This window comes from Nannocystis pusilla, from assembly GCF_026626665.1.
In the GTDB taxonomy this organism is placed as follows: domain Bacteria; phylum Myxococcota_A; class Polyangia; order Nannocystales; family Nannocystaceae; genus Nannocystis; species Nannocystis pusilla.
In genome coordinates, this window is record NZ_JAPNKE010000002.1 from 11919225 (window position 1) to 11938550 (window position 19326).

Genomic DNA, 19326 nt, shown 5'->3' on the forward strand with positions numbered 1-19326 from the left:
CCTCGCTCCGGCTCGCGCTCGCCTCGGTCCTGCTCCTGCACATCGTGCAAGAGGAGGCGGAGTCGAGCCGCCGGCGAGCGCCGACGCCGGTGAAAGGCCGCGCCCGCCGAGGCCGAGGCGCCCGCGGCCGCCGAGGAGGAGGAGTCGCCGTACTCGACGTCGCCAACTTCAACCGCAACGTCGAGGCGCACGCCGGCGAGATCGTCGCCTGCTACAAGGACACGGCGGGCAAGGCCCCGACGCGCCGACCGGGCGGGTCAAGGCGACGATCGTGGTCGACGGCGACGGCAAGGTCAAGAAGACCACCTTCGACCCGCAGCGCAGCACGCTCAAGCACGACGCATTGTTCGCCTGCATGCAGGAGAAGATCGGCGCCTGGAAGTTCAACATCACCCTGAACGGCGCCGACTCGCCGATGCCGTACACCTTCGACCTGACGTCCGGCGCGCTGCCGTCGTGATTCGAGCCCTGTCCGCGGGGACAGGGCGCTTCAGACAGGTGTGATCAATCGACGGTGAAGCTCGCCTCGAACCAGTTGACGCCGCCGTCCCACGCGACGCCGGTGTCGTTGGCGAGGCGGATCGCCTGGCGCGGGTCGCCGGCGAGGCTCGGGCGGATCGGCGAGGCGCAGGCCGATCCGGTACATCCCGGCCGGAAGGTCGGCGGGCAGGACGGCGTCGACGCACACGGTCTGCGTCTCGCCGGGCTGCAGGGTGCGCAGGTCGAAGTCGACGGCGGGGACGTCGACGCGCGTCGGGCCGTCGAACACGAGCACCAGCGGGCGCGGGTTGACGGGCGCGGCGAAGCCGTCGTTGACGAGCTCGAGCGCGACCGGCGGCGCGCCGCCAGGCTGCCGCTGCCCCAGCGCAACGCGGGCTGGCGGAGGCGGTAGCCGAGGCGGCAGGCGATCTCGGCGAAGCAGCCGTCCTGCTGCCAGCCCTCGAGGACCTCCTCCGTGTACGCCAGATTGAGGTGCGTCCAGTGGTGGAGCGCCAACTCGGCCAGCGCCGAGGGGCACTCCGAGCGCGGCGGATTCACGGCGCAGGTCTCGCCGCCGACCGGCACGAACGCCGAGTCGGCGACCGCGTAGTCTTTTCGCCGGGCTCCTGGTAGGTGCCGAAGTCGTCGTCGGAGGCGAGGAAGCAGTCGTTGACGTGACCGACGCGGGCCATGGCGCTGCCGTCGTGGGCCGTGTCCGCGGTCAGCGGGCCGCCGTAGGCCTGCTGCTTGAACGAGGGCCGGCGCACCGAGACGGTCCGCTCGGGCGGCAAGGCGGCCAGCAGGGCGTCGAGGATCTGTTTGCGCGGACCGGGCGCGTCGAGGCCGTGCATCGAGCCGTGCCACTCGCCCCACAGGCCGACGAAGCCGGCCTGCAGGGTGAGGATCACGTCGGCGTGCTCCTGCAGCAGCGGCGCAAGCTGCTCGATGTGTTCGAGGATCCGCTCGAGCTCGGCGTCGGGCTCGTTCTCCGCGTTGGAATAGTGAAAGCGCGGACGACCTTCATGCCGTGCTCTCGCACGAGGTCGAAGCTGGCGGCGATCTCGGCGAGCACGTCGGCGTCGAGCGGGGCGTCGCGGTACTCGGGCAGCAGCACCTGGCCGTAGACGACCGAGAAGCCGCTGGCGGCGTGGTTGTCGAGGATGCCGCCGTCGAGGGTGCGCAGGTTGGTGAAGCCGTGGAAGCCGCGCTCGGGGTTGACGATCGCGCAGGCCGGCGAGTCCGACGGGTCGTCGCCGGCGCTGAACAGCGCCGGGGCGAGCGCGAACTGCTGCACGCCGGAGCCCTCGCCGAGCGGGCAGGCGAGGCCGGGGCTGCCGGTGTCGGTGTCGGTCGCGGAGGGATCGTCGCTCGTGGTCGTCGACGCGTCGGTGGTGCCGACCGAGGTCGAGCCGGAGGTCGTGCTCGTCGAGCTCGTCGGGGTGGGATCCGCCGGGCCGTCGGTCGGATCGGTGCTCGCCGCGGTCGTCGCGTCCGTGGCTGGCCCTGCCGTGGCCGTGGTGGCGTCCGTGGCGGCTCCCGTCGCTCCGTCGGTCGAGCCGTCGCCGCCCTGGCAGGCGGACGAGGTCAGGGCGCCGAGCAAGAGCAGCGAGAGCGGTCGGGGACGTCGACATGTCGGGCACGATAGCCGACGCCCCGCGGCAGTGGGACGCCGGCCCGCGGTCGAGCTCGCCGGCCCACCAGCCCGAGACGCCGGGGTCGGCGTGGGTCTCGCTCGGCGACGCCGTATGTCCGAAGAGACAGGTCGGGAGCGCGGGCGAGCGAGGCGCGGCGTGACCGACGGGACCGGCGCGTCGGAGCATGTCTTTCGGGACATGTTCTTCGATTCAGGTCGTTCGACGCCTCGCCGTCGGTCCGCGGCGAGGGGCGGCGAACGATCGTCCGCTCAATCGGCGGACACCTGTTACGCGGCCGCAATGGCGACACCACGGCCGGCGCCCGCGAGAGCCGGATGCGCGTCCGGGCAGTGCGAGGATGTGTCCGCAGTCGCACCCGCGCGGCCGTCGCCGACCGGCTGAGCCTGCTCGAATGACGATTGTCGCGCTCGACTCCGCGCCGCGATCGTCTGCGCAGGACGAGGCACGAATGCCGCGACCGCGGCGGTCTCCAGATTATCCTCAGGGCATGTCCCGCGGCGGCGAAGCGGCCACGCTCTTCGAGGGCGAGACCTCGAGGCTCGTGCGCGTGCAGGCCGAGCGCCAGGTCCTGCGGCGAGTGGCGAGTCCCGGCCGAGCCGGCGCTGTTCGTCGCGCTGGCCCGCGAGGTCGAGCTGGGCCGCGCTTGCCGGCCGGGTTCCTGAGCCCGCGGCGGATGGTCCGCGAACCCCAGCCCGGCGTCGAATACGAGGACGTCGGCCTCGATCCGCTGCTCGCGGCGCCGCTGCCGGCGCACACCGTCCTGCGCGTCGGTCTGCGCGTCGCCGAGATCCTCGGCGAGCTGCACGCGCGCGACCTCTGCACCTCGAGCTGCAGCCCGCGCACATCTTCGCCGACGTGCGGCACGCCGACGTGCGCCTGCTCGGCGGCCCGGCGCTGCGCGAGGTCGATGCGCCTCCGGTCGGATTGCCGGTCGCGGTCGATCACGCCGCGCCCGAGCAGCTCGGTCGCGCCGAGCTGGCGATAGGTCCGCACACCGATCTCTACGCCCTCGGCGCCTGCCTCTACCAGCTGCTCACCGGCGCCGCGCCGTTCGCCAGCGCCGACCCGCTCGAGCGCGTGCACGGCCACATGGCCCGCGTCCCGGTCGCGCCGATCGGCTCGTCGACGCCATCCCGCCGGCGCTGTCGCAGGTCGTGCTCAAGCTGCTGGCCAAGTCGCCCGACGCCCGCTACCGTCCGCCGCCAGCGTCGCGCACGACCTCCGGCGGATCCTCGTCGCCCTCGACGGCGACGACCCGCTCGTCGACTTCGTCGCCGGCCGGCGCGATCGCGGCGGGCGCTTCAGCCTCCCGATCGCCTCTACGGCCGCGACGACGAGGTCGCGGCGCTGCGACAGGCCGCCGAGCGCGTGCGCAGGGCGGGGCCGAGGTCGTGCTGGTGCGCGGCGCCGCCGGCGTCGGCAAGACCGCCCTCGTCCACGCCCTGCAGGCCAGCATGCGAGCGCTGGGCGGCCGCTTCTACGCCGGCAAGTTCGATCAGCTGCGCCAGGCCAGGCCGTACGACGCGTACATCCAGGCGCTGCGGCCGGCGGTGCTGCGGCTGCTGGCCCAGAGCGACGGCCACGTCGGGCGCTGGCGGGCCGCGCTGACGACCGCGCTCGGTCCGCTCGGACAGCTCGTGGTCGACGTCCTGCCCGAGCTCGAGCTGGTGCTCGGCCCGCAGCCGCCGGTCTCGCCGCTGCCGCCGGCCGAGGGTCAGGCGCGCTTCGAGGCGGTCTTCATCCGCCTGTTGCAGGCGCTCACGCACGACGGCAAGCCGCTCGCGCTGTTCCTCGACGACCTGCAGTGGGCCGACCCCGGCTCGCTCCGCATCTGCGCGCGCTGGCCACCGATCCGGCCACGCATCATGTTGTTGCTCGGTGCGTATCGCGGCGGCGACGTCGAGGCCGATCATCCGCTGCGCACCACCTGGTCGCAGATCGAGGCCGCCGGCGCGCGTCACGGCGCTGCTCGTGCGGCCGCTCGATCCCTCGCAGATGACCCGCATGGTCGCCGACGCGCTCGTCGACAAGCCCGAGCGCGTCGCCCCGCTGGCCGCGCTGCTGTGGGAGAAGACCCGCGGCAACCCCTTCTTCGCCGGGCAGCTGCTGCGCTCGTTCGCCCAGCGCGGCGCCCTGCGCTGGGACGACGAGGTCGAGCGCTGGTCCTGGCACGCCGACGCGGTCCAGCCGGTCGACATCCGCGACGACGTGGTCGCCTTCCTCGACGGTCGCCTCGACGACCTCGGCGCCGGCGAGCGCGAGCTGCTGCAGGTGGCGGCCTGCCTCGGCAACCGCGTCCGCGGCGACGCCCTCGCCTGGGCCATGGGCCTCACGCCTGCCGCGTTGCGGGCCAGGCTCGCTCGCTGATCGACGCCGGCCTGCTCGTCGCGGTCGACGACGGCGTCCGCTTCATCCACGACCGCGTCCAGCAGGCCGCGCTCGCCAGCATCCCCGTCGACGCGCGCCCGGCCCTGCACCTGCGGATCGCGCGCTGCGCCGCGGCCTCGGGCCGGCCGCGCTCGACGACCGCCTGTTCGAGGTCGCCGCCCAGCTCGGCCTCGGCTTGCCCGCGCTGCCCGATCCGGCCCAGCGGCGGAGCATCGCCCACCTCGAGCTGCGCGCCGCGCTGCGAGCCGCCGCTGCTGCCGCGCAGGACTCGGCCCGCGTCTACGCCGAGGCCGCGGTCGCGGCCGCGGGCGAGTCGGCCTGGGAGGACGACCCGCCGCTGGCCCTCTCGGCTCACCTCGCGGCGATCGAGGCCGGCTACGCCACCGGCGACTACGCGCGCGAGTCGCTCGCCGCGGTCGCCCTGCGCGCGCGCCCGACCTGCTCGGCCGCGTCCGCGTCGCGCGCCAGCAGATCGCGCTCTACGCGATCCAGAGCGATCAGATGCCGCGAGCGCTCGACACGGCGCTGGCGATCCTCGAGCGCCTCGGCGTCCCGCTGCCGCGCACCGCCGACGAGATCGCCGAGGAGACCGCGCGCCTGCAGCGGGAGCTCCGCTTCGGCCCCGCCGAGATCGAGGCGCTCGCCGAGCAGCCCGACCTCGTCGACCCGCGGCTGTCGGCCGTCGTCGAAGTGTTGGGCGACATCATCGGCCCGACCTACTGGACCCGCCCCGAGCTGCTGCGACCGGTCGTCCTGACCATGATCGCGGTCGCCCGCAGCCACGGCGTGTCGGCGCCGATCGCCTACGGCTGCTGCCTCAACGGCCTGCTGCTGTGCAGCGCCCTCGAGCTCGAGGCCGGCCACGCCTTCGGCCGCCTGGCCCAGCGCCTCGCCGCCCGCTTCGACGACCTGCAGATCCGCTGCCGCGTCATCAAGGTGTTCGGCTCGCACATCCAGGTGTGGAAGGAGCCGCTGCCGCGTTCGATCGAGTCGCTGCGCCGCGCCTACGAGCTCGGCCGCGAGACCGGCGCGCACGAGTACGTCGGCTACGGCGGCGCCGAGCTGTGCATCTACACCCTCCTGCGCGGCACCCCGCTGCCCGAGCTGCTCGCCACCGCGGTGCCCGTCGCCGCCGAGATCCGGAAGATCCGGCAGGACGTCGCCAACTTCTACCTCGCGCTCGCCCTGCAGACCGCGGCCAACCTGCGCGGCGAGGCCTCGGATCCGCTCCGCCTCGACGGCGCCGCCATCGACCGCGAGCGCGACCTCGCCGTCTTCCGCGCCGGCAACTACCGCATGTTGCTGTTCTGCCTGCACATGTTCGAGGCCATGCTGGCGCTCTACTTCGGCGACCCGATGACCGCCGAGGCCAGCAGCGCGCCGCCGACGAGTACCTCGACGGCGTCGTCGGCATCCTCTATCCGGCGCAGCATCGCTTCCACGGCGCGCTGGCCCGCCTCGGCGCGCGCGGGGCCGGCGAGGGCGTCGGCGACATCGTGCTCGAGCTGGCCGACGACGCCCGCTGGTGCTCTGGGCCGAGTCTGCGCCCGAGACCTTCGCCCACAAGCTCGCCCTGGTGCGCGCCGAGGCGGCGCGGGTGAGCGGCGCCGAGGACGAGGCCAGCCGCGGCTACGACCGCGCGATCGACCTCGCCAGCGCCCACGGCTTCGTCCACGAGGCCGGCCTCGCCCTGTCGCCTGGCTGCCGCGCATCACCGGGCCGCCGGCCGTCCGCGGGTCGCCGCCGCCTACGCGCGCGAGGCCAGCGACCGCTACGCAGCCTGGGGCGCCACCGCGTTGGTCGGCGAGCTCGCCGGCGCCTGGCCGGAGCTGCGCCGGGCGCCCGCGCCGGTGGTTACCGACTCGATCGATCTGCTGGCGGTCATCCGCGCCAGCCAGGCGATCAGCCGCGAGCTCGACGAGGCGCGGATCGTCGACGTCACCATGGCGACCGCCTTGCGGATCGCCGGCGCAGAGCACGGTGGCTGCTGCGGCGCGAGGCCGAGGGCTGGCGCGTGTGGGCCCGCGGCGGCGCCGACTCCGAGCACTTCATGTGCGAGCCGAGCCCGCTCGGCGGCGACCCTGGCGATCCACCGGCGGCGATCATTCACTACACCGCGCGCACCCGGGCCCCGGTGATCGTCGCCGACGCCGCCCTCGATCCGCGGTTCGGCGACGACCCGGTCGTGCGCCTGCGCGGGACCCGGGCGGCCGCCTGCGTGCCGTCCTCTTCCACGGCGAGCTGGCCGGCGCCCTGCACGTCGAGCACAACTCCTTGCCCGGCGCCTTCACGGCCGAGAGCGTGCGCGTGCTCGAGGTCCTCGCCGCCCAGGCCGCGATCTCGGTGCAGAACGCCCGCCTGGTCGGCGAGGCCCAGCGGCAGCGGCGCGAGCTCGAGTACTCGCGCACTCGAGGCCCGCGTCGCCGAGCGCACCCGTGAGCTCCTGCTCGCCAAGGAGGTCGCCGAGGCGGCCACCGAGGCCAAGTCGAGCTCCTGACCACCATGAGCCACGAGATCCGCACCCCGCTCAACGGCATCCTCGGCATGGCCGGGCTGCTCGTCGCTACGCGGGTCTGCCGGCGCAGGCGCACACCTACGCCCAGACGATCAAGAAGTCCGGCGACATCCTGCTCTCGCTCGTCAACGACATCCTCGACTTCTCCAAGATCGAGGCCGGCAAGCTCGAGCTCGAGCAGGCCGCCTTCTCGCCGCGCGAGTGCGTCGAGGTCGCCGACATCGTCGCCGGCATGGCCCGCGAGAAGGCGATCGACCTCGCCGCGATCGTCGCCCACGACGTCCCCGCCGCGGTCCTCGGCGACCCCGTGCGCCTGCGCCAGATCCTCCTCAACCTCGCCACCAACGCCCTCAAGTTCACCCGCGCGGCGGCGAGGTGGTGGTCCGCTGCGAATCTGGCCCCGGGGACATGTTGATCTTCCGCGTCCGCGACACCGGCATCGGCATCCCCGCCGATCGGTTGCACCGCCTGTTCCACGCCTTCTCGCAGGTCGACTCGTCGACCACGCGGCGGTTCGGCGGCACCGGCCTCGGCCTGGCGATCTGCCGCCGGCTCAGCGAGGCCATGGGCGGCAGCATCGACGTCGTCAGCGAGCCCGGCCGCGGCTCCGAGTTCTGCGCCCGGCTCCCGCTGCCCGGGCTGCGGCCGCCGCCTCGTTCCCGCCGCGCGAGCAGCCCGTCACCGCCTGGCTGCGGCTGCGCAGCGCCGGCCAGCGCGAGGCCCTGCGCGAGCTGCTGTGGCCGACGGCGTCGCGGTCCAAGAGGGCGAGGACCCACCGGAGGCCGCGTGGTCCGCTTCGTCGACGCCGACGGCGGCCCGGAGCAGCCCGCGGTCGTCGCGGTCGATCCGTGGCTGCGCGACGACGCCGACGGGGCTCTGGCCGCGCGCTGCGCCGGGCCCAGGTCCGGGCCGCTCGCGCACGCCTCGGTGAGCCGCCGGCGGCCCGCGTCGACGGCGAGGGCGGCCCCGACGAGCGCGTGCGCGCCGAACGGCGGCGGCGATCCTCGTCGTCGAGGACAACGCCTTCAATCAGATCGTCGCCACGCACCTGCTCGACCACCTCGGCTACGGCCACGAGGTCGCGGAGCGGCGCCGAGGCGCTCGAGAAGGCCGCCGGCACCGCCTACGACCTGATCCTCATGGACTATCAGATGCCCGAGATGGACGGCATCGAGACGACGCGGTGGATCCGTCACGGCGCAGCGCTGAACGCCGGCACGCCGATCCTCGGCCTGACCGCCGCCGCCTCCGGGGCCGACGCCTGCCGCTGCCTCGCCGCCGGCATGGCCGAGGTGCTCACCAAGCCGTTGCCGATGCACGTGCTCGAGGAGGCGCTCGCGCGTCACCTCGAGGGCCGCGGCGCCGCTCCGACGCTCGTGCCCGAGTCGACGCCCGCCGATCAGGGCCGAGGCCGCCGCCGGCGCGGCCGTCCCCGCGCCCGAGCGAGCGCTCGGGGGCTCGTCTGTCGCGCCGGCGCCGAGCTCGCCGCCGGCCGATCTGCCGCGCCGGCGCCCGAGCTCGCCGTCGACAGGTCTGCCGCGCCGGCGCCGAGCTCGCCGCCGGCTCCTCCATCGCACCGGCGCGCGAGCACGCGGCCGGCGCTGCGCCCGAGCTCGCTGACTCGTCCGCTCCGCGGCCGGCGCTGCGCCGGAGGTCGACGCCGACGAGCTCGCCGGCGTCCTGAGCCAGCTCCACGCCATGGCCGGCAGCGACGCCGACGAGTTGCGCGAGCTGTCGGGCCTGCTGGGGGAGTCGCTGCGGCGCTCGAGCGAGGGCCTCGCGGCGGCTCTGGCCGACGCCTCGCGGTCGCAGCTGCGCTTACGCGCACACCCTCAAGGGCACGGCCGCCGCGGGCTTCGCCGCCATCGCCGAGATGGCCGGGCGCGTCGAGGTGGCCAGCGCAACGGCCCCCTCGGCGATCTGCGCGCCCACATCGACCTCCTCGACATTGCAGTGCGCCGGGCGATCACGGCCCTCCGCGCGCGCTGCTCGACAGGGTCCGCATGCGTGACAAACCAACCAGCAGGAGCACCGCCATGCCGCCAAGATCTTGGTCGTCGACGACGACCCCTGGATTCAACGCGTCGTGGTGGCGGCGCTGCGCGGCCAGGAGTACACGCTGACCACCGCCAGCGACGGCACCGTCGCGCTCGCCAAGGCCATGGCCGACCCGCCGGACCTCGTCATCTCCGACGTCATGATGCCGGGCATGAGCGGCTGGACGCTCGTCGCGCGCCTGCGGGCCAGCCCGCGGCTCGCGCTGACCCCGTTCATCTTCCTCACCGCGCTCGACTCGGCCGAGGACAAGCGCAGGGCTTCCGCCTCGGCGCCGACGACTACCTGCCGAAGCCGTTCCGCCCCGAGGAGCTGGCCGCCCGCGTCGCCAGCGTGCTGCGCCGCCAGCACCTGCACGCCGAGACGCGCGACCAGATCCGCGACGTCGGCCCGCGAGCGCGCGCGGCTTCAACGGCAACCTCGAGGACATCGGCGTCGCCTCGCTGCTGGTCCTGCTCGAGATGGAGCGCAAGACCGGCCTCCTGGTGTTGCACCGCCGCGAGCCCGACGAGCGCTGCCGCCTGTTCCTCTCGCAGGGCCGGATCGTCGACGCCGTCATGGACGTGGGCCTGAGCGCTGCACGTCGACGCCGTCTACCACGCGCTGCGCTGGTCCGCCGGCCAATTCGAGTTCCGCGCGCTGCCGGTCGAGATGCGCGACCAGATCGGCACCTCGACCACCGCGGTGCTGATGGAGGGCGCCCGCCGCATGGACGAGGGCAGCCGCGAGGAGGGCGTCGAGCTGCCCGAGGGCGATCTGCTGTAAAGCAGCGACGGGACAGAGGTGTCTTCAAGGGCATGTCCGAAGGGGCATGTCGTGGCATACCCAAGACTGTCCGCCCGGACATGTGCGTTCGCGCATGACCCGAGAGACAGGCGGACTCGCAGCGCCGGGAGCCTCAGGTCGCCCGGCGCGGGCGGCTCTTCGCCGCCTTGGCCTTGGCGACGGCGGCCGGGCGGGCCGGGGGCAGGCCGAGCGCGGCGCAGGCGGCCTCGACGGCGGTCGGCGACGCGCTCCATCGGCACGTCGGGGAACTCGACGGCGGTGTCGGCCATCCCGCCGATGGCGACCACGGCGCGCACGCGGGCCTCGAGCGGCGGCGCGGGGCCGATGAGCAGGGTCGTCAGGCGTGGCGCCAGCCGAACATGCGCGTGGCGAGGTCGAGTTCGGCGAGGATGCTGAGGTCGCGCACCATCGCGACGATGAGGTCGCGGTGGCGCGTCAGCAGGTCGAAGTGGGCGCCGAGCAGGACCCGCGGGTCGGCCGGCGGGGCCGCCTCGAGCGCCTCGGGGTGGGCCTCCATGTCGGCGATGAGCGGCGCGAACATGCTGGCGACCAGCGCCTCGCGTAGTCGAAGTGGTAGTAGAGCGCGGGCTTGGTGATGCCGAGCCGGTCGGCGATCTGGCGCAGGCTGGTCTGCTGCACGCCCTGCTGCATGAACAGCTCGCGGGCGACCGCGTGGATCCGCGCCTTCGTGTCGGTGGGCCGGCTCGCGTCACCGGACGAGGATATCGCCGGAGACGCCGCCGTCGCCTTGAAATCCCGGACCGCGTGCTTACCTATCGGTAGGCAAGGAGGCGTTGATGCAGAAGATCCTGATCAGCGGCGCGAGCGTCGCCGGGCCGTGTTGGCGTATTGGCTCAAACGTCACGGGTTCGAACCGACGGTGGTGGAGCGGGCGCCGGGGCCCCGCAAGACCGGCGGCCACGCGGTCGACCTGTTCCGCCCGGCGATGGACATCGTCGAGAAGATGGGGTGCTGGCGCAGATCCAGGCCCGCGAGACGGGGACGGAGCACCTGACGCTCCTGCGCGACGGGGCGAGGCGGCCGGTCGAGCTCGACGTCAAGCGGGTGATGCAAGTGCTGTCGCGCCGCCATTGCGAGATCATGCGCGACGAGCTAGCGGAGGTCCTCATCGGCGCCAGCCGCGGCGAGGTGGAGTACGTCTACGGCGATTCGATCGCGTCGCTGCGCCAGGACGAGGCGGGCGTCGACGTGACGTTCGAGCGCGGCGCGCCGCGGCGCTTCGACCTGGTGGTCGGCGCCGACGGCCTGCATTCGAATGTGCGCCGGCTGGTGTTCGGCGACGAGCGGCAATCTCGCGCCCGATCGGCGCCTACCTCGCGGTGGCGTCGATTCCCAATACCTCGGTCTCAGCGACCGCACGATCCTCGTCAGCGGGGTCGACCGAATGGCCGGGGTCTACAGCGCGCCACATGGACGACGCCCGCGCGCTGTTCCTGTTCCGCAGCGCGCGCGAGCTCGAATACCATCACCGTGACGTCGCGCGGCAGAAGCAACTGCTGGAGGAAGCGTTCGCCGGCCTGGGCTGGGAGGCGCCGCGGCTGCTGGCCGAGGCCCGGCGGGCGCAGGTGTTCTACTTCGACACGATCACGCAATTGCGGATGGACACGTGGACGCGCGGGCGGGTGACCTTGGCCGGGGACGCCGGCTATTCGCCGGGGGCGGCCGTGGGCGGCAGCACGAGCCTGGCGATCGTCGGCGCCTACGTGCTGGCCGGCGAGCTGGCGGCGGCCGGGGGCGACCACGAAAAGGGCTTCCACGATGCGAGGAGACGCTGCGCGCGTACGTGATGAACAGCCGCAGCCTCGCGCTGACCGTGGCGAAGCGGCTGATCCCGGGCAGCCCGCTGGGCCTGTGGCTGTTCGCGCAATCGGCGAGGCTGTTCGACCGCGTGCCGACGTCGGGCTGCGGGCGCTGGCCCGGCTCAGCCGCAGCTCGGTGCAAATGCACGACGCCTTCGTGCTGAAGGATTACGCGGACGTCGGCCGTCGGGCCGCTGCGGCCTCGGCGGTACACGCGTGATTTCGCGGCTGTCGCCGGCGAAAGACGCCGGCGACCGCGGTCACACCACGAGCTCGGACTCCAGCTTCTGCAGGCGATGCCGCGCGAGCCCGAGGTTGCCCTTGACCTTGTCGATCGCCAGGTAGAGGAAGAGGTTCTCCCCGCGGCGGAGCGGGCGGATCAGGTGGATCTGGTCGTCGAGGGTGATGAGGATGTCCTGAATCGCGCCCTTGATGCCGAGCTCGGTCATCGTCGCCATCTTGGCCTTGACGACCTGACAGTTGCCGCGGCGGCGATCTCGATGTTCAGGCGGGGGCCGCCGCCGGCGTGCCGAGGCACAGGCCCGAGTCCCAGTCGGCCAGGGCCGCCGCGATCGCGCCGTCGATCTTCATCGATTCTTCGAGTGTCTTGCTGATGTTGGGCATGCTCTCCTCTTCGGGGAAATCCTCAGTCGTAAATGTCGATTCGATAGGCGGGGGCTGCGCGGCGCGCAATGCCTCCTGGACGCGCTCGCGCAGATCGGCCGGGTCGATGGGGAAGCCGATGCGCTCGACGTGGACCCCGGCGCCGCGCAGGCGGGCCAAGATCGCCGTGTCGGGCCGCCGCGTGGCCATCAGCAGGGCGATCGGGGCCTCGCGCGCGGCGAACGCCGCCAGGAACTCGTCGCCGGCGAGGAAGGTGGCGCCCCCGGTCGTGATCATGACGTCGACGCGCTCGTCGCGGATGATTCGCAGCACCTCGGAGCGCAGGACCGGCCGCGACACCCGTGTGCCGGCGCAGGCCTCGTCGAGCGCCGATGCGGGGAGCCCCGATATGCCCGCCACGTCGCCGATCACGAGTACGTGCGCCCGAATCGCCAGCCATTCACCTGCCCGCGAGCCTCGCACGCGCCGGCCGGGCGCAAGCGAAAATCGACTATGTGCATACCTGAGCATACCTTCACGAATGTTATCGGACAGCTGTACGCGGACGACAGGACATAGGACATGGGCCGTTTGGCGGGCCCGCAGAGCCGTGATTGTTCGGCGGCCGACGTCGTCGAAATCAGGGATGGACAAGCACGTGGGGACAGAGGATCGTCGGTGCGAGCTGCCGGTCATGAACCTCTCCGAATCGTCGCCCGCTCGTATGGCCCGTGTCCTCGTCGCCGACGACGACCCTTCGCGCGGGCGCTGCTCGTGGGGCCGCTGCGAGACCGCGGCTACGCGGTGAGCGAGGCGGAGGACGGCGCGGCGGCGTGGAAGCTGCTCAACGACGCGGCGCCGCCGCAGATCGTCCTGCTCGATTGGATGATGCCGCGAATGACCGGCCTCGAGGTGTGCCGCCGCCTGCGTGACGCGCCGGCGCGGGGCCGGCGCACGTCATGCTGGTGACCGCGAGGAACCGCCACGCCGACATGCTCGACGGATTCGCGGCCGGGGCCGACGACTTCCTCGTCAAGCCGCTGTCGAGCGTCGAGGTGCTGGCGCGCGTGCAGGCGGCCGAGCGCGCGCTGGCGCTGGCGAGCGCGACGCCCGGGCTCCCGGCGCTCGCCGAGGCCCACGCCAGCCCGGGCGGCGACCTGCTGCGCAGCGGCGGCGAGGTCGGGCGGGTGTTCTTCCACGCGGGCCGGGTCGCGTGGGTCCACCTGTCCTCCGAGACAGGCTCGCTGCACGACCTCCTGCGCGACCTGCCCGACGTGCGCGCCGACGACGTCAACGCGGTGCTCGAGGAGTGCTTCACCGCCGGCGCCACTTCGCCGACGTGCTGATCGAGTGGGAGATCGTCACGGAGCCCGAGCTCGAGGCGCGGCTGCGGCGATGGCTGGCGGCCAGCTGGAGCGGCTGTTCGCCCGCCGCCACGACGTGGTGATGTTCGTGCCGCAGCAGCGGCGCTACAGCAGCGGCATGACGTTCGCGCTGGCGGAGCTGCTGCCGACGCCGGCGGGGGGACGATCCCGCCGGCGCCGACGCGGTCGAAGGCGCCTGCGCTCGAGATCGACGCGCTGATGCGGAGCTGCCTCGACGAGGCGATGGCGCTCGACGGAGCCCAGGCGGCCGCCCTGCTCGACAGCGAACGCGGGCACTTCCTGGCCCGCCGCGGGCACCCCCTCGACGACGGGTTGGTGCACGCGCTGACGCGGCTGGTCCACAGCGAGGAGGTCGACGATTGCGTCGACGACATCCTGGTGACCCGCAGGCCCCGCCTGCACCTGCTGCAGCGGACGCCGCGGACCGGCTGCTACCTGTTCGTCGAGCTCGATCGCGCCAGCAGCAGCATGGGATTGGCGCGCTCGCGGCTGCAGCTGCTCGCGCGCCGGCTGGTCCCGTCGGCGCCGACGCTCGCCTCGGCGACGATTGACGGGCGAGAGTCGCCGCAATCACCGGGCGCGACGAGGCGCGAGAACAGCCGCGACCGCCTCGCCCGAAATCGCCCGACGGGGGGCGTATCGGGGCCGCCTGCGTGCGCATACAACCCGCGGTGCGCCTCGGCCGTCCGCTCCGAATCGTCTGCGTCTCCAACCTCTCGCTCGCGCTGCTGACGAGCTGCCCGGCGACGAAGGGCTCGGCGGTGGTGGTGCCGGTGAGCGGCGAGCCGGTGGCGGCGGCGTCGGCGACGCAGGACATCGATCTGCGCAGCGCCCCGCAGGACGCGCCCGACGGCCTGGAGATCCGGCTGCGCGCGAGCGAGGCGCAGCGGCCGATCGGCGGGGTCGGGCAGGCGCCGGTCAAGGCCGAGCCGCTGCCCGAGGCGCGCGCGGCCAAGCTGCCGGCGCGGCTGCCCGCGCTGACCCAAGAGACAGGTGACAGGAAGACCTTCGCTGCGCGAGCAGAGCCTGCCGGCGCCGCGGCCGGGCAAGACGGTGACGCAGGCGTTCCCGCCGCCGGGCGAGGCGCCGGCGCCGGAGCGGGCCGAGGCGGGCCCGCTGGCGGTGACGCGGGCGATGCCCGAGGGCGAGGTCGAGCTGGCGCCGCACCTGTCGGTGTCGTTCTCGCAGCCGATGGTGGCGGTGACGAGCCACGCCGAGCTGGCCAAGCTGAAGGTGCCGGTCGAGCTGTCGCCGCAGCCGCCCGGCGAATGGCGGTGGGTCGGGGCCAAGACGGTGATGTTCGAGCCGGCGGGGCGGTTCCCGATGGCGACCGAATACCGGGTGCGGGTGGCGGCGCAGACCCGGTCGAGCGTCGGCGGGGCGCTGGCGCAGGCCAAGGATGGAAGTTCTCGACCCCGCCGCCGACGGTGCTGTCCATGTGGCCGCAGGGCGGTCCGCACGAGCTCCAGCCGGTGATGGTGGTGCAGTTCGATCAGAAGATCGATCCGAAGGCGGTCCTCGAGACCATCTCGGTCGAAGTCGGCGACAAGCGGGCGATCCGGCTGGCGACCGCGGCGGAGATCGAGGCCGACGAGGGCGCGCGGCAGCAGGTCGCCGCGAGCGAGCCGGGGCGCTTCGTCGCGTTCCGCACCGTCGAGCCGCTGCCGCGCGGGACCGGCGTCAAGGTGACCGTCGGCCCGGGCACGCCCTCGGCCGAGGGGCCGCGCCGGTCGCAGAACAGCCAGGTGTATCAGTTCGCCACGTTCGGGCCGATGGAGCACATCGGCGCCCAGTGCGGGTGGGGCGGCGAGTGCCGGCCGCTCACGCCGTTGCAGGTCGTGTTCACCAACCCGATCGACCTCGAGCGCTTCGACCCCAGGACGGTCCACGTCGAGCCGTCGATCCCGGGCATAAACATCAGCGCCAGCGGCAACACGATCACGGTCACCGGCGCGACCGCGGGCCGCACGATGTATTCGGTCACCGTCGACGCCGGCCTGCGCGACGTGTTCGGCCAGGCGTCCGAGAAGCGGGCGGGTCGCAATTCACGACCACGCGCGCCGAGCCGCAGCTGCAGGGCCCCAACCGCGACTTCCTGGTGGTCGATCCGGGCGGCGGGCCGAAGCTGTCGGTGTTCTCGATCAACCGGCCGAAGCTGAAGGTGCGGCTGTACGCGGTCACGCCGGAGGACTACGGGCGCTACCTCGACTATCGCCGCGACATGGACTGCCGCGACGGCCGGCCGATCCCGGCGCCGCCGGGGCGGCTGGTGTCGACCCAGACGATCAAGGTCGACGACCGGCCCGACGCTCTGGTGGAGTCCGCGATCGATCTGTCGCCCGCGCTCAAGGGCGGCCTCGGCAACGTGATCGCGTTCGTCGAGCCGCCGCGGCAGCCGCGGGACTGCTGGCAGCGGCAGTACGTGATGGCGTGGGCGCAGGTCACTCGCATCGGCCTGACCGCGTTCGTCGATCACGGCGAGATGCTGGCGTGGGCGACGAACCTCGCCGACGGGGCGCCGCTCGCCGGGCTCGACGTGAAGATCGCGCCGGGCGGGGGCGCCGGCCGCAGCGGGAGCGACGGCCTGGTGACGCTGCCGCTGGCCGATCGCGGGCAGATGCTCGTCGCCCGCAAGGGCGGGGACGTCGCGTTCGTGCCCGAGAACATGTACTACTATTCGCCCGACTCGTCCGGCTGGAGCGCGTATTCGCCGGGCGACGACCTGCGCTTCTACGTGGCCGAGGACCGCGGCCTCTACAAGCCGGGCGAGACGGCCAAGGTGAAGGGGTGGATCCGCAGCGTCGGCGGGGGCGAGCGCGGCGACATCGGCCCGGCGAACGTCAAGACCGCCTCGTATCAATTGTACGACCCGCGCGGCAGCGAGCTCCTGAAGGGCGAGGTGCCGGTGAGCGCGGCCGGCGGGTTCGAGCTGACTCTGGCGCTGCCGGGCAACGTCAACACCGGGTCGGCGCAGCTGCGGATCGACGCGGGCGGGCGCAACTACTATCATACGCTCAAGATCGAGGAGTTCCGCCGGCCGGAGTACGAGGTGAAGGTCGAGGCCTCGCCGGGGCCGCACCTGGTCGGCACCAGCGCCGAGCTGACGCTGCGCGCCATACTTCTCGGGCGGCGGGCTCGCGGGCGCGGACGTCGACTGGCGGGTGCGCAGCGAGCCGGCCACGTTCACGCCGCCGGGGCTCGACGAGTACAGCTTCGGCTTCACCGGAGCTGGTACTGGTGGCGCCGCGAGGCGCAGCCGCAGGGGCGCGAGGTGACGTTCAAGGGCCAGACCGACGCGGCCGGCGAGCACCGGATCCGCGCCGACTTCGTGTGGAGCCGGCCGGCGCGCGTACACGGTCACGGCCGAGGGCTCGGCGCAGGACGTGAACCGGCAGAAGTGGACCGGCCGGGCGCGTCTGGTGGTCCACCCGGCCGACCTCTACGTCGGCCTCAAGACGCCGCGGCCGTTCTACAACAAGGGCGACAAGTTCAGCGTCGACGCGGTGGTCGCCGACCTCGACGGCAAGCTGGTCGAGGGCCGCGCGGCGACGGTGCTGGCCCAGCAATTCGAATGGGTGCAGGAGCGCGGGCAGTGGAAGGAGAAGGTCGTCGACACCCAGACCTGCCCGGTCAGCTCGAGCAGAGCGCGTCGCACTGCGAATTCGTGGCGCGCCGCGGCGGCACCCTGCGCCTCGAGGCGACGGTGGCCGACGCCCGCGGGCGCAGCAGCGTGACGCGCACGGACGTGTGGGTCGCGGGCGGCGACACCCCGCCGAGCCGCTCGATCGAGCAGGAGAAGGTCGGGCTGCTGACCGACAAGAAGGAGTACGGGGCCGGCGACGTCGCCGAATTGCTGGTGGTGTCGCCGTGGCCGCGCGCCGAGGGGGTGATGACGATCCGCCGCTCGGGCCTTTTGCGCAGCGAGCGGTTCAAGGTCGAGGACGGCGCCGCCAAGCTGCGGGTGCCGATCGAGGAGGGTCACGTGCCGAACCTGCACGTGCACGTCGACCTGGTCGGTGCGGCCCCGCGGACCCGCGACGACGGGACGGCCGATCCGAACCTGGCCCCGCGGCCAGCTTACGCCGCGGGGGCGGTCAACCTGCGGATCCCGCCGCGCAAGCGCACCCTGCAGCTGACGGCCAAGCCGCGCGACGAGGAGCTCCCGCCGGGCGCGGAGACCGTGGTCGACGTCGAGCTGAAGGACGCCGAGGGCAAGCCGGTCGCCGGCGGCGAGGTGGCGCTGGCGGTGGTCGACGAGGCGGTGCTGTCGTTGACGGGCTACAAGTGGCCCGACCCGGTGGCGACATTTTACGTCGACCGCGACGGCGGGGTGCGCGAGCATCACCTGCGCGAGCTGCTCTTGCTGGCGCGGCCCGACCTCGCCGCGCTGCAGGGCAACGGGCCGAGCGGCGGCGGCTCGAAGGACGACGGCGGCTACGACCGCGCCGAGGAGTCGGCGCCGAAGCGGAAGAGCAAGGCGAGCGCCGGGATGGCCGCGCCGGAGCCGCCGATGGCGCCGGCGCCGATCGAGGAGGCGCGGGAGAGCGACAAGAAGGCCGAGGCCAAGCCCAGCGACGGCGACGACGACAGCGGCGCGCAGGAGGACACGGCGATCGCGCTGCGGACCGACTTCAGCGCGCTGGCGCTGTTCGCCGCGGCTGTCCCGACGGACAGCAAGGGCAAGGCGCAGGTAAGGCTCAAGCTGCCCGACAACCTGACCCGTTACCGGGTGATGGCGGTGGCGGCCGGCGGGGCTGGCGCGTTCGGCAGCGGCGAGGCGACGGTGACCGCGAGCCGGCCGCTGATGGTCCGGCCGTCGCCGCCGCGCTTCCTCAACTTCGGCGACAAGGTCGAGCTGCCGGTGGTGGTGCAGAACCAGGGCAAGAAGGCGCTGACGGTCGAGGTGGCGGTCCGCGCCGGCAATGCGAAGCTGCTCGAAGGGACAGGTCGCAGGTACAGGTGCCGGCCGGCGACCGGGTCGAGGTGCGGTTCCCGACCACCACCGAGATGGCCGGCACGGCGCGATTCCAGTTCGCGGTCGCCAGCGGCAAGCACTCCGACGCCGCCGAGCTGTCGCTGCCGGTGTGGACGCCGGCGACCACCGAGGCGTTCGCGACCTACGGCACCCTCGACAGCGGCGCGGTGGCCCAGCCGGTCAAGGCGCCGGCGGGCGTGTGGCGCGAGTTCGGCGGCCTCGAGGTGACGACGACCTCGACCGCGGTGGCCGGCCTGACGGACGCGCTGCTGTACCTGGTCCGCTACCTGTTCGACTGCGCCGAGCAGGTGTCGTCGCGGGTGATGGCGATCGCGTCGCTGCGCGACGTGCTGACCGCGTTCGCCGCCGAGGGCCTGCCGCCGCCCAAGGAGCTCGAGGCGAGCGTGCGCCAGGACCTGCTGCGCCTCGCCAAGCTGCAGAACTACGACGGCGGCTGGGGCTTCTGGCGCTGGGGCGAGCGCTCGTACCCGTACCTGTCGATCCACGTGGCCCACGCGCTGGCCCGCGCCGAGGCCAAGGGCTTCAATGTCCCCGAGGACATGACCCAAAAGGCAGTCAATTATCTGCAGTCGATCCGCTACCGGATCCCCGAGTCGTACGGGCCGATCGAGAAGCAGGTGCTGCGGGCCTACGCGCTCTACAC

17 protein-coding genes and 7 pseudogenes are annotated in these 19326 nt (G+C 73.3%); 18 read left to right on the forward strand and 6 right to left on the reverse strand.

The genetic code is table 11. The features are described 5' to 3' along the window. Positions 1 to 271: 271 nt before the first annotated feature. On the forward strand, positions 272 to 460 hold the full coding sequence (locus tag OV079_RS53185) for a hypothetical protein (RefSeq protein ID WP_267778375.1): 189 nt from the start codon (positions 272 to 274) through the stop codon (positions 458 to 460). Between the two features lie 30 nt (positions 461 to 490). Here OV079_RS53185 and OV079_RS53190 read toward each other — a convergent pair whose 3' ends face one another. The 3 genes and pseudogenes from OV079_RS53190 to OV079_RS53200 all read right to left on the reverse strand — a co-directional run bounded on the left by OV079_RS53190 (position 491) and on the right by OV079_RS53200 (position 2314). Beyond that, positions 491 to 982, reverse strand: coding sequence for a DUF4832 domain-containing protein (locus tag OV079_RS53190; RefSeq protein ID WP_420829620.1), 492 nt, complete (start codon positions 980 to 982; stop codon positions 491 to 493). Beyond that, positions 940 to 1065, reverse strand: a pseudogene (locus tag OV079_RS60515) (DUF4832 domain-containing protein); the annotation flags it as partial. The pseudogene OV079_RS60515 and the gene OV079_RS53190, both read right to left, overlap by 43 nt. Continuing rightward, positions 1035 to 2314 (reverse strand): annotated as a pseudogene (locus OV079_RS53200) (DUF4874 domain-containing protein). The pseudogenes OV079_RS60515 and OV079_RS53200, both read right to left, overlap by 31 nt. A 308-nt stretch (positions 2315 to 2622) precedes the next feature. Here OV079_RS53200 and OV079_RS53205 point away from each other — a divergent pair. From OV079_RS53205 to OV079_RS53240, 9 genes and pseudogenes are all read left to right on the forward strand, one after another. After that, complete coding sequence (locus OV079_RS53205) at positions 2623 to 3120, forward strand: hypothetical protein (RefSeq protein ID WP_267778379.1); 498 nt, start codon at positions 2623 to 2625, stop codon at positions 3118 to 3120. Positions 3121 to 3532: 412 nt separating this feature from the next. Continuing rightward, positions 3533 to 3904: pseudogene (locus OV079_RS60520) on the forward strand (AAA family ATPase); the annotation flags it as partial. A 226-nt stretch (positions 3905 to 4130) separates the two neighbouring features. Continuing rightward, on the forward strand, positions 4131 to 4502 hold the full coding sequence (locus OV079_RS53215; protein WP_267778383.1) for a hypothetical protein: 372 nt from the start codon (positions 4131 to 4133) through the stop codon (positions 4500 to 4502). 522 nt (positions 4503 to 5024) lie between these two features. Then, on the forward strand, positions 5025 to 6962 hold the full coding sequence (locus OV079_RS53220; protein WP_267778385.1) for a hypothetical protein: 1938 nt from the start codon (positions 5025 to 5027) through the stop codon (positions 6960 to 6962). Positions 6963 to 7446: 484 nt separating this feature from the next. Continuing rightward, a complete protein-coding gene (locus tag OV079_RS53230) occupies positions 7447 to 8172 on the forward strand; it encodes an ATP-binding protein (protein ID WP_267778387.1) in 726 nt (241 codons plus the stop codon). Between the two features lie 5 nt (positions 8173 to 8177). After that, positions 8178 to 9161 (forward strand): annotated as a pseudogene (locus OV079_RS60525) (response regulator); the annotation flags it as partial. Next, positions 9128 to 9295, forward strand: a pseudogene (locus OV079_RS60530) (response regulator transcription factor); the annotation flags it as partial. The pseudogenes OV079_RS60525 and OV079_RS60530, both read left to right, overlap by 34 nt. Before the next feature lie 223 nt (positions 9296 to 9518). Next, a pseudogene (locus tag OV079_RS60535) lies at positions 9519 to 9656 on the forward strand (DUF4388 domain-containing protein); the annotation flags it as partial. Between the two features lie 13 nt (positions 9657 to 9669). Beyond that, on the forward strand, positions 9670 to 9858 hold the full coding sequence (locus OV079_RS53240) for a DUF4388 domain-containing protein (RefSeq protein WP_267778865.1): 189 nt from the start codon (positions 9670 to 9672) through the stop codon (positions 9856 to 9858). Between the two features lie 358 nt (positions 9859 to 10216). Here the strand turns inward: OV079_RS53240 and OV079_RS53245 are convergent, their stop codons facing one another. Next, positions 10217 to 10420, reverse strand: coding sequence for a hypothetical protein (locus OV079_RS53245; protein ID WP_267778389.1), 204 nt, complete (start codon positions 10418 to 10420; stop codon positions 10217 to 10219). 256 nt (positions 10421 to 10676) lie between these two features. Between OV079_RS53245 and OV079_RS60540 the strand changes: the two are divergent. Next, positions 10677 to 11919: pseudogene (locus OV079_RS60540) on the forward strand (FAD-dependent monooxygenase). Between the two features lie 40 nt (positions 11920 to 11959). On the opposite strand, the gene OV079_RS53270 reads toward OV079_RS60540, so the two are convergent. Further along, entirely contained in the window at positions 11960 to 12157 is a 198-nt protein-coding gene (locus OV079_RS53270; protein ID WP_267778395.1) for a hypothetical protein, read from the reverse strand. A 46-nt stretch (positions 12158 to 12203) separates the two neighbouring features. After that, complete coding sequence (locus tag OV079_RS53275) at positions 12204 to 12956, reverse strand: hypothetical protein (protein WP_267778913.1); 753 nt, start codon at positions 12954 to 12956, stop codon at positions 12204 to 12206. Between OV079_RS53275 and OV079_RS53280 the strand changes: the two genes are divergently transcribed. The 7 genes from OV079_RS53280 to OV079_RS53310 all read left to right on the forward strand — a co-directional run bounded on the left by OV079_RS53280 (position 12885) and on the right by OV079_RS53310 (position 18890). After that, on the forward strand, positions 12885 to 13271 hold the full coding sequence (locus OV079_RS53280) for a response regulator (protein WP_267778398.1): 387 nt from the start codon (positions 12885 to 12887) through the stop codon (positions 13269 to 13271). The genes OV079_RS53275 and OV079_RS53280 overlap by 72 nt on opposite strands. Further along, positions 13268 to 13648: a response regulator transcription factor gene (locus tag OV079_RS53285; protein ID WP_267778399.1), complete on the forward strand. Its 381-nt coding sequence runs from the start codon at positions 13268 to 13270 to the stop codon at positions 13646 to 13648. Before OV079_RS53280 ends, OV079_RS53285 begins: the two co-directional genes overlap by 4 nt. A gap of 49 nt (positions 13649 to 13697) precedes the next feature. Then, positions 13698 to 13886, forward strand: a complete 189-nt coding sequence (locus OV079_RS53290; RefSeq protein ID WP_267778400.1) for a hypothetical protein — start codon at positions 13698 to 13700, stop codon at positions 13884 to 13886. Beyond that, positions 13886 to 14419: a hypothetical protein gene (locus OV079_RS53295; protein ID WP_267778401.1), complete on the forward strand. Its 534-nt coding sequence runs from the start codon at positions 13886 to 13888 to the stop codon at positions 14417 to 14419. Before OV079_RS53290 ends, OV079_RS53295 begins: the two co-directional genes overlap by 1 nt. Positions 14420 to 14680: 261 nt before the next feature. After that, positions 14681 to 15163, forward strand: coding sequence for a hypothetical protein (locus OV079_RS53300; protein WP_267778402.1), 483 nt, complete (start codon positions 14681 to 14683; stop codon positions 15161 to 15163). Continuing rightward, on the forward strand, positions 15124 to 15846 hold the full coding sequence (locus OV079_RS53305; RefSeq protein ID WP_267778404.1) for a hypothetical protein: 723 nt from the start codon (positions 15124 to 15126) through the stop codon (positions 15844 to 15846). Before OV079_RS53300 ends, OV079_RS53305 begins: the two co-directional genes overlap by 40 nt. Next, positions 15786 to 18890 carry an alpha-2-macroglobulin family protein gene (locus OV079_RS53310; protein ID WP_267778406.1) on the forward strand — a complete coding sequence of 1035 codons (3105 nt, stop codon included), beginning with the start codon at positions 15786 to 15788 and terminating at the stop codon, positions 18888 to 18890. Before OV079_RS53305 ends, OV079_RS53310 begins: the two co-directional genes overlap by 61 nt. Positions 18891 to 19326 lie beyond the last annotated feature (436 nt).

Bases quoted from the DNA above. Each gene is read 5' to 3' on its own strand.
- OV079_RS53205 (WP_267778379.1), top strand. From the start codon at position 2,623: ATGTCCCGCGGCGGCGAAGCGGCCACGCTCTTCGAGGGCGAGACCTCG.
- OV079_RS53215 (WP_267778383.1), top strand. From the start codon at position 4,131: ATGACCCGCATGGTCGCCGACGCGCTCGTCGACAAGCCCGAGCGCGTC.
- OV079_RS53220 (WP_267778385.1), top strand. From the start codon at position 5,025: ATGCCGCGAGCGCTCGACACGGCGCTGGCGATCCTCGAGCGCCTCGGC.
- OV079_RS53230 (WP_267778387.1), top strand. From the start codon at position 7,447: ATGTTGATCTTCCGCGTCCGCGACACCGGCATCGGCATCCCCGCCGAT.
- OV079_RS53245 (WP_267778389.1), bottom strand. From the start codon at position 10,420: ATGTTCGCGCCGCTCATCGCCGACATGGAGGCCCACCCCGAGGCGCTC.
- OV079_RS53270 (WP_267778395.1), bottom strand. From the start codon at position 12,157: ATGGCGACGATGACCGAGCTCGGCATCAAGGGCGCGATTCAGGACATC.
- OV079_RS53280 (WP_267778398.1), top strand. From the start codon at position 12,885: ATGGGCCGTTTGGCGGGCCCGCAGAGCCGTGATTGTTCGGCGGCCGAC.
- OV079_RS53290 (WP_267778400.1), top strand. From the start codon at position 13,698: ATGGCTGGCGGCCAGCTGGAGCGGCTGTTCGCCCGCCGCCACGACGTG.
- OV079_RS53295 (WP_267778401.1), top strand. From the start codon at position 13,886: ATGCGGAGCTGCCTCGACGAGGCGATGGCGCTCGACGGAGCCCAGGCG.
- OV079_RS53305 (WP_267778404.1), top strand. From the start codon at position 15,124: ATGTGGCCGCAGGGCGGTCCGCACGAGCTCCAGCCGGTGATGGTGGTG.